Annotated in this window: 10 protein-coding genes and 1 riboswitch; of the genes, 6 read left to right on the top strand and 4 right to left on the bottom strand. The window is 71.3% G+C overall.

The features are described 5' to 3' along the window. Positions 1–52: 52 nt before the first annotated feature. From ACZ7MX_RS07900 to ACZ7MX_RS07890, 3 genes are all read right to left on the bottom strand, one after another. On the bottom strand, positions 53–763 hold the full coding sequence (locus tag ACZ7MX_RS07900; RefSeq protein ID WP_472130309.1) for a hypothetical protein: 711 nt from the start codon (positions 761–763) through the stop codon (positions 53–55). Positions 764–880: 117 nt separating this feature from the next. Continuing rightward, positions 881–2,323 (bottom strand): alpha,alpha-trehalose-phosphate synthase (UDP-forming), encoded by a 1,443-nt coding sequence (locus tag ACZ7MX_RS07895; protein WP_472130307.1) that lies wholly within the window; start codon positions 2,321–2,323, stop codon positions 881–883. Positions 2,324–2,370: 47 nt separating this feature from the next. Continuing rightward, positions 2,371–3,333, bottom strand: coding sequence for a glucosyl-3-phosphoglycerate synthase (locus ACZ7MX_RS07890; RefSeq protein ID WP_472130305.1), 963 nt, complete (start codon positions 3,331–3,333; stop codon positions 2,371–2,373). A gap of 186 nt (positions 3,334–3,519) precedes the next feature. Then, positions 3,520–3,666: riboswitch (SAM riboswitch) on the top strand. Between the two features lie 17 nt (positions 3,667–3,683). On the opposite strand from ACZ7MX_RS07890, the gene thrC reads away from it, so the two are divergent. From thrC to ACZ7MX_RS07860, 6 genes are all read left to right on the top strand, one after another. Further along, on the top strand, positions 3,684–4,985 hold the full coding sequence (gene thrC / locus ACZ7MX_RS07885) for a threonine synthase (RefSeq protein ID WP_472130303.1): 1,302 nt from the start codon (positions 3,684–3,686) through the stop codon (positions 4,983–4,985). A 55-nt stretch (positions 4,986–5,040) separates the two neighbouring features. Then, positions 5,041–5,319 carry a MoaD/ThiS family protein gene (locus tag ACZ7MX_RS07880; RefSeq protein ID WP_067348001.1) on the top strand — a complete coding sequence of 93 codons (279 nt, stop codon included), beginning with the start codon at positions 5,041–5,043 and terminating at the stop codon, positions 5,317–5,319. A gap of 500 nt (positions 5,320–5,819) precedes the next feature. Next, positions 5,820–6,023 carry a cold-shock protein gene (locus ACZ7MX_RS07875; RefSeq protein WP_003986833.1) on the top strand — a complete coding sequence of 68 codons (204 nt, stop codon included), beginning with the start codon at positions 5,820–5,822 and terminating at the stop codon, positions 6,021–6,023. Positions 6,024–6,337: 314 nt separating this feature from the next. Next, a complete protein-coding gene (gene groL / locus ACZ7MX_RS07870; RefSeq protein WP_030414913.1) occupies positions 6,338–7,960 on the top strand; it encodes a chaperonin GroEL in 1,623 nt (540 codons plus the stop codon). Between the two features lie 380 nt (positions 7,961–8,340). Continuing rightward, positions 8,341–9,102, top strand: coding sequence for a DUF998 domain-containing protein (locus ACZ7MX_RS07865; RefSeq protein ID WP_472130301.1), 762 nt, complete (start codon positions 8,341–8,343; stop codon positions 9,100–9,102). Between the two features lie 256 nt (positions 9,103–9,358). Continuing rightward, complete coding sequence (locus ACZ7MX_RS07860) at positions 9,359–10,840, top strand: FG-GAP-like repeat-containing protein (protein WP_472130299.1); 1,482 nt, start codon at positions 9,359–9,361, stop codon at positions 10,838–10,840. A 72-nt stretch (positions 10,841–10,912) separates the two neighbouring features. On the opposite strand, the gene ACZ7MX_RS07855 is transcribed toward ACZ7MX_RS07860, so the two are convergent. Further along, positions 10,913–13,051, bottom strand: a complete 2,139-nt coding sequence (locus ACZ7MX_RS07855; RefSeq protein WP_472130297.1) for a PTS transporter subunit EIIC — start codon at positions 13,049–13,051, stop codon at positions 10,913–10,915. Positions 13,052–13,130: the final 79 nt, after the last annotated feature.

The raw sequence follows: 13,130 nt of genomic DNA, 5'->3' as shown, positions 1-13,130 counted from the left end.
GCCCGGTGGGGCCCCAGGCCCCACCACGGCTGCCTCGCCCCTACCCCCCGCCCTACCTCCCCGACCGCTCGATCCCCAGCACCGCCTCCGCCGTCGTCCAGTCCCGTGCGATGGCCTGCTGGGCCTTCGTCAGGTCGGCCTTGCCGGCGCAGATCGCGGCCTTGAGGCGGTTCTCCACCGCGTCCTTGGGGTTGTTGGGGCCGGCGCCCGGCCGGTGTCCGGGCGACGGCGGTTCGACCCAGAGGTTGCGCGGATCGTTGGGGTCGCCGCCCAGCTGGAGGCTGATGAGGTGGTCGTACTCGGCGTCGTGCAGCGGGCCGGTATAGCCGTACGACGCGGCGTTGGCGTTCTTCTCCCGGCCGGTGATGTTCACCGGGGGCCGGATGTCCTTGGTGTAGCCGCTCCGGCAGATCGTCGACCTGAGGGTCGCCGCGGTCACCTTGGGGTTCGTCGCGCCCGGTGTGCACTTCGGGTCCGGCAGCGGCTGCCGGCCGGCGGTGTGGCGGACATGACAGCTACCGGGGGCGGGCTGCCGCTGCACGGTGTACGCACCCTGGGGGCCCGGCCCCACGGCTATCGCCCCCGACGGCGCGGCGGGGGACGACGCCCCCGAACTGCCCGAACCCCCCTTGGCGTCGGGATGGGTCCGGGCGGACGAACACCCGCCGGCCGCGAGGACCAGCACGGCGACGGCCGCCAGCGTGGACGTACGGACCGTGGACTTACGGACGGAAAGCGGCAGGGCACGCGCGGAGTTCGGCATGGAGAAAGAACTACCCCACCGCGGCCCACCACAGCCCGCGCCCCGGTGGCACCGACCTGAACAGCGCGTGGTGCGGGCCAGTGCCCGCCGCCCCAGCGCGCCCCGCGCCGCCCCCGCTCACCCCTGCCGCAACGCCCCCAACTGGTCCAGGAACCAGCGGGCCGGCGGCAGCGCGGTGGCCGCCGCGGCCAGCCGCTCGGTGCGCTCCGCCCGCTCCCCGGCCTTCATCGACAGCGCCTCGTGCAACGCCCGCGCCGTACCGCCCACGTCGTACGGATTGACCGTCAGCGCCGCGGCCCCCAACTCCTCGTGGGCGCCGGCCTCCCGCGACAGCACCAGCGCGCAGCCCTCCTCGGACACCACCGGGATCTCCTTCGCGACGAGGTTCATCCCGTCCCGGATCGGATTGACCAGCGCCACGTCCGCCAGCCGGTACGCCGCCAGCGACCGCGCGAAGTCGTCCTTCACGTGCAGCACCACCGGCCGCCAGCCGGCCGTGCCGAACTCGGCGTTGATCTCCTCGGCCAGCCGCCCCACCTCCGCGGTGTACTCCCGGTACACCGCCAGGTCCTGCCGCGAGGGGTACGCGAAGGCGACGTGCACCACCCGCTCCCGCCACTCCGGCCGGTCCACCAGCAGCTCGCGGTAGGCCAGCAGCCCGCGCACGATGTTCTTCGACAGCTCCGTGCGGTCCACCCGCACGATGGTCCGGCGCGCCGCCCCGTCCGGGCCGGTGCCGATCTGCTCGCGCAGCGCCGCCAGTCGCTCGTCCACGTCCGCCCGCCGCGACCGCTCCCGCAGGAACCCGGCGTCCGCCCCCAGCCCGTACACCCCGAGCCGGGTGCCGCCGGTGCCGCCCAGCACCTCGGCGCAGCAGGCGCTGAACGCGTCCGCCCAGCGGTGCGTCAGGAATCCCAGCTGGTCGGCGCCCGTCATCCCGCGCAGCAGCTGCTCGGCGATCCCGTCCGGCAGCATCCGGAAGTACTCCGGCGGCGCCCAGGGGGTGTGCGAGAAGTGCGCGATCTTCAGGTCCGGCCGCAGCGCCCGCAGCATCCCCGGCACCAGCGCCAGGTGGTAGTCCTGCACCAGCACCGCCGCGTCCCGGCCCGCCTCGTCGGCGAGCGCCTGCGCGAAGGCGTGGTTGTACGCCTCGTACGCCCCCCACTGCCGCCGGAACTCCGCGTCGAAGACCGGCTCCAGCGGCGTCTGGTAGAGCATGTGGTGGACGAACCAGAGCACCGAATTGGCGATGCCGTTGTAGGCGTCGGCGTGCACATGGGCCGGGATGTCCAGCATCCGGACGCGCTGTCCGCCGGTGTCGGCCGGGTCCAGCGCGCCCCCGGCCCGCCGCGCCGCCTCCCGGTCGCCCTCACCGAGCGCGGCACACACCCACACCGCATCGGTCTCGGGACCGATCGCCGACAGCCCCGACACCAGCCCGCCCCCGCCCCGCTTCGCGGTCAGCGCCCCGTCGTCGCCCAGGGCGTACGAGACCGGTCCGCGATTGGACGCGACGAGAACCTCGGCACCTGCGTTCACCACACTGCGCTCGGAGACCATGTCGCGAGGTTAACCAGTGACAGATCCGTGCAAACGTGCGACGCGGGTCAGGCCGCCCGCCTGGCCGCGTATTCCGGGATGTCGGCCATGGGCGGCCGTTCCTCGGTGTCCACGTCCGTGGTGCGGGGCACGAAACCCGCGTCGCCGCGGTCGAACTGGGTGAGCCGCGGCCGCACCAAGTGACCGCGCGCGAGCCGGAGTTGGGCGGTGCGGTAGATCGCGGCGGCCATCCGGCCGAGGGCCTGGCCGTCCTGATGGCGGTGCTTGCGTACGCCGACGTCCACCTGGGCGAGCGCGTCCAGGCCGACGGTGTGCAGCGCGTCGACGAGCAGACCCAGTTCGACGCCGTAGCCGACCGGGAAGGGCAGCCGCTCCAGCAGGGCCCGGCGGGCCGCGTACTCGCCGCCCAGCGGCTGGACGAAACCGGCCAGCTGCGGCCAGTGCAGGTTGAGCAGCGGACGCGCGACGAGTTCGGTGACCCGGCCGCCCTGGCCCGGACCCGCGCCCGCGCCCCCGGTCTCCAGCGGGCGGTCGTACATCGCCTTGACGAACTGCAGGTCCGGATCGGTCAGCAGCGGCCCGACGATCCCGGAGACGAAGGTCGCGGAGAACTCGCGCAGATCGGCGTCGACGAAGCAGATGATGTCGCCGGTGGTCGCGAGCAGCGAGCGCCACAGCACCTCGCCCTTGCCGGGGACGGCGGGGATCCGCGGCAGGACCGCGTCACGGTGGACGACCTTGGCGCCGGCCGCCGCCGCGACGTCGGCCGTCCGGTCGGTGGAGCCGGAATCCAGCACCACCAGCTCGTCGACCAGCGGGACGGCGTCGGTCATCAGCTCGGCACGGATCGCCGTCACGATCGTGCCGACGGTGGCCTCCTCGTCCAGTGCGGGCAGCACGACACTGACCGTCCGGCCCGTCTGGCGCTTGGCCGCCAGCAGCTGATCCAACGGGCGATCGGCAGCCGACCAGGAGCGGCTGCGCAGCCAGCGCTCCACCTCTTCCAGCACGTCTACGACTCCTCGGTGGCCGCCGGTGCAGCGGTCGTCAGGTGATCCATTGTGTGATCCATCTCGCGGTTCGGACGACTATCTCAACCGTCAGTTCCTTCGGTTACAGTCTTGAACAACGCGGATGACCCTCGCATGTCGGGGTCGCCACGCGACAAACGCCTGGGTTTCGGCCCAGCGCCATACCGCTCATCCAGAGGGGCAGAGGGATACGGCCCGTTGAAGCCCCGGCAACCCTCCAGTCGGTCTCGGCGTGTGACGCGCGCGAGGCTCCCGGCTAGGGAAGGTGCCAAATCCGTCTCGCGACGAGATGCGCCGCGAGGAAGATGAGGAGAAAGGGCCTCGCCTCCATGGCTGTGCAAGTCACCGAAACCGCCGGAACCGCTGCCACCCCCGCCCCCGTCGCTCTGGGCCCCGCCGTCGCGCTGTCCTGCCGGGAGTGCGGTGAGCGCTTCGACCTCGGCCCGATCTTCGCCTGTGCCAGCTGTTTCGGGCCGCTCGAAGTCGCCTACGACCTGCCGAGCGGCGACCCTGAGGCCCTGAGGAAGCAGATCGAGGCCGGCCCGGACAACATCTGGCGCTACGCCCCGCTGCTCCCGGTCCCCGCCGACGTGGCCGAGAAGCCGAACCTCAACCCCGGCTTCACCAAGCTCGTCAAGGCCGACCGGCTCGCCGCCGAGCTCGGCGTCACCGGCGGCCTGTACGTCAAGGACGACTCCGGCAACCCCACCCACTCCTTCAAGGACCGGGTCGTCGCGATCGCCGTCGAGGCCGCCCGCGCCTTCGGCTTCACGACCCTGTCCTGCTCCTCGACCGGCAACCTCGCCGGTGCGGTCGGCGCCGCGGCGCGCCGCGCGGGCTTCAAGTCCTGCGTCTTCATCCCGCACGACCTGGAGGCCGGCAAGGTCGTCATGGCCGCGGTCTACGGCGGTGACCTGGTCGGCATCGAGGGCAACTACGACGACGTCAACCGCTTCTGCTCGGAGCTCATCGGCGACCCGCTCGGCGAGGGCTGGGGCTTCGTCAACGTCAACCTGCGGCCGTACTACGGCGAGGGTTCCAAGACACTGGCGTACGAGATCTGCGAGCAGCTCGGCTGGCGGCTGCCGGACCAGATCGTCATCCCGATCGCGTCCGGCTCCCAGCTGACGAAGATCGACAAGGGCCTCAAGGAGCTGATCGCCCTCGGGCTGGTCGAGGACAAGCCGTACAAGATCTTCGGCGCCCAGGCGGAGGGCTGCTCGCCGGTGTCGACGGCCTTCAAGGCCGGGCACGACGTCGTGCGCCCGCAGAAGCCGAACACCATCGCCAAGTCGCTGGCGATCGGCAACCCGGCGGACGGCCCGTACGTGCTGGACATCGCGCGCCGTACGGGCGGTGCGGTGGAGGACGTCAACGACGAGCAGGTCGTGGATGCGATCAAGCTGCTGGCCCGCACGGAGGGCATCTTCGCGGAGACCGCGGGCGGCGTGACCGTCGGCGTGACCAAGAAGCTCATCGAGGACGGTGTGCTCGACCCGGCGCTGACCACCGTTGTCCTCAACACGGGTGACGGTCTGAAGACACTGGACGCGGTCGCGCCGACCACCGGGCCCACGGCGACGATCCGTCCGAACCTGGATGCGTTCCGCGCGGCCGGCCTGTCCGGCTGAGCCCGCGCCGCTCTTCGCACCCGTACTCCGTAATCCCTGTCCGGAAGGCAGAACCATGAGCGTCAAGGTCCGCATCCCCACCATCCTCCGCACGTACACCGGCGGCGAGGCCGAGGTCACCGCCGAGGGCGCGACCCTCTCCGAGGTGATCGCCGACCTGGAGAAGAACCACCAGGGCATCGCGGCCCGGGTGCTCGACGACGCCGGCAAGCTGCGGCGCTTCGTGAACGTCTACGTCAACGATGACGACGTCCGCTTCGAGCAGGGCCTCCAGACGCCGACGCCGGAGGGCGCGGGCGTCTCGATCATCCCCGCGGTCGCCGGAGGGTGCTGACCTTCCGTCCCGATTCTTGATCCGCGGCCCCTCCTGGCGCGCGGGATCATCCGGACGTTGATCGAACAGGCGTGGATTTGCGCCATCTCTTCCCCCGCTTGACCGGAATTGCCCCGTCCATCGAAATCGGACGGGGCAATTCCGTTTCGTGAAAGGGGATAGCATTGTGGCGATCTCCTCGGTGTATATGTCCCGGGGTATGCCGAGCGCATAAGAAACCGTGCCGAGTTGTGCTCAAAGTGTGTGCGGCATTTGTCGGTTAGGCACGTCTATGCCCGGCCCGGGTTGCCCGGGAGAATCGCGATTTCGCCGCATATAGCCGATTCTCCGGTGCCAGAATTCTCGTCCGATTGACCTGTTGCGCTGGGCATCGGTCCAGATACATTCAGCGGCGGTCGACGCGTTCCGGCGCACACCCCACGGGCCTTTCGCGGGGTGAGGTCTGACCCGGGTCCGCGGAGTGCGGTCCTGCGCAAGGGCCAGTAATAGGGGAGTTAGGCATGGCTCAGGGCACCGTCAAGTGGTTCAACGCGGAGAAGGGGTACGGCTTCATCGCGGTCGACGGTGGTGCGGATGTATTCGTCCACTACAGCGCGATCCAGATGGACGGCTACCGCACCCTTGAGGAGGGCCAGCGGGTCGAGTTCGAGATCTCGCAGGGCCAGAAGGGGCCGCAGGCGGACATGGTCCGGGTGGCCGGCTGAGGCGCCGACCGACTGCTGCGTTGTGAAGGCCCGTACCCCTGAAGGGGTACGGGCCTTCTGCCGTGCGACCCAAGGGGCGGACCTCCCGGCTGCCGCCCCTCGACGGGTGGCCACGCCCTGAACGGCTTGCACTCACATGCCCCGAGTGCTAATCATTGCGTTAGCACTCTCCCAGTGAGAGTGACAACGAAGGACCGGGTCGGTGAGGCCCGCAGGCCGGGTGGGGCAAGGAACCACACAGGCTTGCAGGTCGTCCGTCGCGGGCGCCAGCGCGGTCCGGAGCAATCCACCCCAGTCCGGGAGGACCACTTCACATGGCCAAGATCATCGCGTTCGACGAGGAGGCACGGCGCGGTCTCGAGCGCGGGATGAACCAGCTCGCCGACGCCGTCAAGGTCACCCTCGGCCCCAAGGGCCGCAACGTCGTCCTCGAGAAGAAGTGGGGCGCCCCCACGATCACCAACGATGGTGTGTCCATCGCCAAGGAGATCGAGCTCGAGGACCCGTACGAGAAGATCGGCGCCGAGCTGGTCAAGGAGGTCGCGAAGAAGACGGACGACGTCGCCGGTGACGGCACGACGACCGCGACCGTCCTGGCCCAGGCCCTGGTCCGCGAGGGCCTGCGCAACGTCGCCGCCGGTGCCAACCCGATGGCCCTGAAGCGCGGTATCGAGAAGGCCGTCGAGGCCGTCTCCGCCGCCCTGCTGGAGCAGGCGAAGGACGTGGAGACCAAGGAGCAGATCGCCTCCACCGCCTCCATCTCCGCCGCCGACACCCAGATCGGCGAGCTGATCGCCGAGGCCATGGACAAGGTCGGCAAGGAAGGCGTCATCACCGTCGAGGAGTCCCAGACCTTCGGTCTGGAGCTGGAGCTCACCGAGGGTATGCGCTTCGACAAGGGCTACATCTCGGCGTACTTCGCCACCGACATGGAGCGTATGGAGGCGTCGCTCGACGACCCGTACATCCTCATCGTCAACTCCAAGATCGGCAACGTGAAGGACCTGCTGCCGCTCCTGGAGAAGGTCATGCAGTCCGGCAAGCCGCTGCTGATCATCGCCGAGGACGTCGAGGGCGAGGCCCTGTCGACCCTGGTCGTCAACAAGATCCGTGGCACCTTCAAGTCCGTCGCCGTCAAGGCCCCGGGCTTCGGTGACCGCCGCAAGGCCATGCTCGGCGACATCGCCATCCTCACCGGTGGCACCGTCATCTCCGAGGAGGTCGGCCTCAAGCTCGAGAACGCCGGTCTCGACCTGCTCGGCCGCGCCCGCAAGGTCGTCATCACCAAGGACGAGACCACCATCGTCGACGGTGCCGGTGACAGCGAGCAGGTCCAGGGCCGGGTCAACCAGATCCGCGCCGAGATCGAGAACAGCGACTCGGACTACGACCGCGAGAAGCTCCAGGAGCGTCTGGCGAAGCTGGCCGGCGGCGTGGCCGTCATCAAGGCCGGTGCCGCCACCGAGGTCGAGCTCAAGGAGCGCAAGCACCGCATCGAGGACGCCGTCCGCAACGCGAAGGCGGCCGTCGAGGAGGGCATCGTCGCCGGCGGTGGCGTGGCCCTGCTGCAGGCCTCCTCGGTCTTCGAGAAGATCGAGCTGGACGGTGACGAGGCCACCGGTGCCGCGGCTGTGAAGCTGGCCCTGGAGGCCCCGCTGAAGCAGATCTCGGTCAACGCCGGCCTTGAGGGCGGCGTCGTGGTGGAGAAGGTGCGCAACCTGGCCGTCGGCCACGGTCTGAACGCCGCCACCGGCGAGTACGTCGACATGGTCGCCGAGGGCATCATCGACCCGGCCAAGGTCACCCGCTCCGCGCTGCAGAACGCCGCCTCCATCGCGGCGCTCTTCCTCACCACCGAGGCCGTCATCGCCGACAAGCCGGAGAAGGCCGCCGCGGCCGCTCCGGGCGGCATGCCGGGCGGTGACATGGACTTCTGATCCACCGCGCCGGACCTCCGGCCCGCTGGACCAGAACGCGCTGATCCTCCCGGATCACCCGTCCTGAACGTCGGGGCGGCACCCTCCTCCCAGGGGGTGCCGCCCCGACGGCGTTTGCGCCCCGGCCCGCCGCCGTGCCCTGAGCTTCTCGGGGTGAGGACGGCACGGCGGTTACGCTGTGCACCGGATCGGCTATGAACAGTCACGGTCAAGGGTCTCGGGGTGGCCGCGCCCCCTGTGATCGCAAACGAAGGAGTGTTCGTGCGAGCCAGGGTGCGTAGAGGTCTGATCAGGTCCGATGTGGGCGGCAACTGATCATGTCCGGGCAGGAGCGGAACGCGAACCGGCAGGGGGGACGGGCGCGAGGCGATGACCATGCGGTGCCGCCGCGGCACGCGGGGGAAGCGGCTCTGCGGTACGCGGGAGAAACGGCGCAGCGGCACGCGGGCCGGTCCGGCGATCCCGGCCGCCGGGACGTGTGGGCGGCCCGGCTGCTCGCCGTGGCCGCCGTGCTCTACAACGGCTGGCTGCTGGAGTTCGTCCTGCCGACCGGCCTCGACCCCCGGCACTCGTACGTCAGTGAGCTGTACGCCGCCGACCAGCCGCTGCGCGGTCTCTTCGGCGGCATCGAATGTGTCTGCGCCGTCCTGGTCGTCCTGGGGGCGCTGCTGGCGTACGGCCCGGCGGCGGGCCGCTGGTCCCGTGCCGGGTGGGCGGCGCTGGCCGGTCTCGGGCTGTCGTCGCTGGCCGACGTGGCGCTGCCGATGCGCTGCGCGCCGTCACTGGAGCCCGGGTGCGAGGCCGTGCATCCCTGGCACACGGCCACCAGCGCCCTGGCCCACTTCTTCCTCTTCGCGTCGATGGCGCTGCTCAGCCGCGCCGCCGTGGCCGAGCGCCCGCACCGGCAGCTGATCCGCCGGTGGGGGCCGCGGGTGCTGGCGCTGGCCCTGCCGGCCGCCGTGTGCACCGTGGGCCCGCTGTTCGGCCGGCCTGGCTGGCACGGCGTCCCGCAGCGCATCCATCTCGTGCTGGTGGGCGTGTGGTTCGCGCTGCTGGCCGCCGAATCACTCCGGTCGGCCGCGGCGGCCCGGGCGTCCGTGGCGCCCCCTGCGGAGATCCCGGCGCCTGCGCCTACTCTCTGAGCGGTCGTCACGCGAGGCCTGGGGAAGGCCGTTGAGCGGCTGGTATGTGAGGGGCGGGGGCGGGGGCGGTACAGGCCGGTTGTCACGCGGCGCCGGGGGCCCCACCGATCAGCCGTCGCGTCGCGGCGGGGCGCACACGTTCTCTTTGCGCCACCTTCACCACTCCACTACAACCCTCTTTCTCCCTCGCGGGTCTCCTCAACGCTCAACGGCGCCACCCCAACTGCCCCCGCACACCTGGGAGATCGAGCCCCGCATGGCCCACCACCTGCGTACGACCCTGGCCGCCGCGGCCGCCACCGCGCTCGCCGCCGGGCTGCTGACCGTCGCCACCGGCACCGCCTCGGCGGCGGGCCGCGCCGACGCTCCCGCCGCCGCTGCCAACGGCCGGCAGGGCGACTTCAACGGCGACGGCTACCGCGACCTCGCCGTGGCCGCGCCCGCCGCGACCGTCGACGGGAAGCAGCGCGCCGGCGCCGTCACCGTCTTCTACGGCTCCGCGCACGGCATCGACGCCGCCCGGCACGCCACCCTCACCCAGAACTCCCCGGGCGTTCCGGGCGCGGCCGAGTCCGGCGACCTGTTCGGTGGGAGCCTGGCCGCCGGCGACTTCGACTCCGACGGCTTCGCGGACCTGGCCGTCGCGGCGCCGTACGAGGACGTCTCGGGCGATGTCGACGGCGGGACCGTTCAGATTCTGTGGGGCGCGTCCGGCGGCCTCTCCGGGAGGGGCAGTGCCACCCTCGCCGACCCGGCCCCCGCGCAGCACGACCGCCTCGGTGCGGCGCTGGCCGCCGGCGACTTCGACCGGGACGGCAGGGCCGACCTGGCCGTCGGCACCTCGTCGTCCAAGCTCCACGTCTTCAAGGGCGGTTTCAGCCGGGCCGGCACGCCCGGCGCCCACACGGCCCTCTCCCTGCCGATCCTCGGCGAGGCCACCAACGGCATCCTCAACCTGACGGCCGGTGAGGTCACCGACCAGGGCTACACCGACCTGGTGGTCAGCGCGTACGACAACCGGAGGCCCTACGTCAACGTCAACTACTACCTGCCGGGCACCCCGTCCGGGCTGTCCGCGGCCGCTGCCAAGCGGCTGCCGGCCGGCCTCATCACGGCCATCGGCGACGTCGACGGCGACGGCTTCGGCGACCTGGTCACCGGGATGATGTTCGAGGACATCCCCGGCGGTGTCACGGGCGGCAAGGTCAATGTCATCCACGGCTCGGCCGGCGGCCCGCGCGTCGACCGGATCGACACCCTCACCCAGGAGTCCGGTGCGATCCCCGGCAGCTCCGAGAAGGGCGACAGCTTCGGCTACGAGGTCAGCCTGGGCGACATCGACGGCGACGGTCGGCAGGACCTGGCCGTCTCCGCCGCGAAGGAGTCCATCGACGGCGTGCGCAGGACCGGCGCGGTCACCGTCCTGCACGGCTCCCCCTCCGGCCTCGACACCGGCCACCGCGTCCAGTACTTCCACCAGAACTCCCCGGGCGTCCCCGGCGCCAACGAGAAGGACGACCTGTTCGGCGGTGAGGTCTTCCTCTCCGACCTCAATGGCGACAAGCGGGCCGATCTGATGGTGGGCGTCACCTACGAGAACGGCGGCGACGGTGCGGTCATCACCCTTCCCTCCGACGGCAGCCGCCTCACCACCACCGGCTCCCGCTACATTTCCCCGTCGGCGGCGGGCGTCTCGACGGCGGGTGCGCCGCAGTTCGGCAGCGTGACGGCGGGCTGAACCTGGCGGACAAGTGGTGGGCGGTGGGCGGTTTCGGCCGGCCGGGCGGTGGGCCGCAGGCAGTGGCGATCGTCAACCGCAGAGGGTGGTCTCACTCCTTCGAGGGTGGCGGATGTCCGGAGCTCCTGGTATTTGACCGAACCGATCGATGACTGCGCGCCGGACGCGTACGCTGCTCCGACGATGACCGAGTTTGTCGAAGAAGTCCGTTCCCGTGTGGTGCGCCTGCTCCGAATGGCCAACACCACGGACGACCGGCTGCGCAAGCAGATCATCGCCTACGCCGACGCGACCCCCGAGCCTCCGCTGATGGGCGCGGACGGGATCGGCACGACGGGTTGCCCCCGCTGCCGCCGCACGATGTGGCAGCAGCGGGACGCCGAAGGGCCCGTCTGGGTCTGCGCGTTCTGCGGCCACGTCGAGGCGGTGGCCTCCCGCACACACGAGGGCTCCGAGGCGTAAGGAAGCTGTCTCCCTCCTTACGTTCCGGCAGTTGCCCGGGTGGTGGCGGACGGCGCGGCGGGGGCCGCAGTCTCCGCAGTCGCCGTTTCCCCTGTTTCTGCTGCTTGCGCTGCTTGCGCTGCGTGCGCCGATTCTGGCGCTTCCGGCACTTCCGGCGCTTCCGGCGTGTGCGGTGGGGCGTTGAGGTCGGTGCGCATCTGCTTGCTGAAGCCGAAGAGGTACGTCGCCAGGAAGCCGGTCAGATAGCCGACGGCCAGCCCCGTCGCGTAGACCGCGAGTGTGGTGACGATGCCGTGGTTGCCCTGGACCAGGGGGGAACAGCGCCCAGCCGGAAGGGCCGATGGCGGTGGCGCCGACGGCGTCGCCGAGCTGGTGGAACAGGCCGATGAACCCGCCGCCGAACGCGCCGCCGAGGCAGGCGGTGACGAAGGGCCGCCCGAGGGGCAGCGACACGCCGTAGATCAGCGGCTCGCCGACGCCCAGGAAGCCCGCGGGCAGGGCCGACTTGATGGTCGTACGGACCGAGCGGTTGCGGGGGAGGCGGACGTAGACGGCGAGGGCGGCGCCGACCTGGCCCGCGCCGGCCATGGCGAGGATCGGCAGCAGGACGGTGTAGCCCTGCTGCTGGATGAGGGTGGCGTGCAGCGGGATGAGGGCCTGGTGGAGGCCCAGCATGACGAGGGGGAGGAAGAGCCCGCCCAGCAGGAAGCCGGCCGCCGCGCCGCCGTGCGCGAGCAGCCAGGTGGCGAAGGTACCGGTGGCGGTGGCGGCCGCACCGGCGACGTACATCAGGCCGAAGAGCGTGACCAGGCCGGTGACCAGGACCGTCAGGGTGGGGGTGAGGAGGACGTCGAGCGCCTCGGGGATTCTTTTGCGGCAGTGCTTCTCCACCTGCACGGCGAGCAGCGCGGCGGCCAGTGCGCCCAGGACGCCGCCCTGACCGGGGGAGAGGTGCCGGCCGAAGGCGGTGATGTGGGCGACGCCGGGGAAGACGATGACCGCGGCGACCGCACCGCCGAGCACCGGTGTCCCGCCGAACTCCTTGGTGGTGTGGTAGCCCACGAACACCGCGATCAGCGACATGAAGCCGGAGGCGATGGCGGTCAGCGCGGGGACGACGGACGGCAGCCAGCCGAGGTTGGTCAGCAGACCGTTGATCCCGGCGACGATGCCGCAGCCGATCAGCGCGGGGATCAGCGGGACGAAGATGTTCGCCACCCGGCGCAGGAACAGCTTGACCGGGGTGGCGTTCCGGGCCTTCCGGCTCGCCTTCAGCGCGGCCCCCTGCGCGGCCAGGTGCTCGGCGGTGGTGGGCGGTGCGGTGCTGGCGAGTTGTGCGGTGCTGGGGGGCCGTGCGTCTGGCGGGGGCAGGGGTTGGGGAGTTGGGGGCTGGGGGGTCGGGGGCTGGGCGGTGGCTGTCGCGGTCTCGGGTTCCCCGGGGGTGGTTTCCGGTTCCCCGGCGTCGGTTTCCGGGTCCGTGGTGCCGCGGGCCTGTTCCAGCAGGGTTTCGAACGCGGGGGTGATCCGGGCGACCGCGCCGGGTCCCAGCACGATCTGGTACGTGGACCCGTCCTCGACCACTCCCATGACGGCGGGCAGCGCCTTGAGGTCCTCGCCCTGGACCAGGGAGCGGTCCCGGATGCCGAGGCGGAGCCGGGTCATGCAGTGGGCGACGGAGGTGATGTTGGGGGCGCCGCCGACCAGTGGGAGGAGCGCGGCGGCGGTGGCGCGGTGGGTCTCTTCGGACATGTGCGGTGCCTTGCTGTGCGGACGAACCGGGGGTGGGGTCGGCGCGGGCGGGGCGAAGGGGCGGACGGGTGACCGGAGG

This window comes from Streptomyces sp. NPDC107765, assembly GCF_055657085.1.
This window is presented reverse-complemented; position numbering and strand designations above follow the sequence as displayed.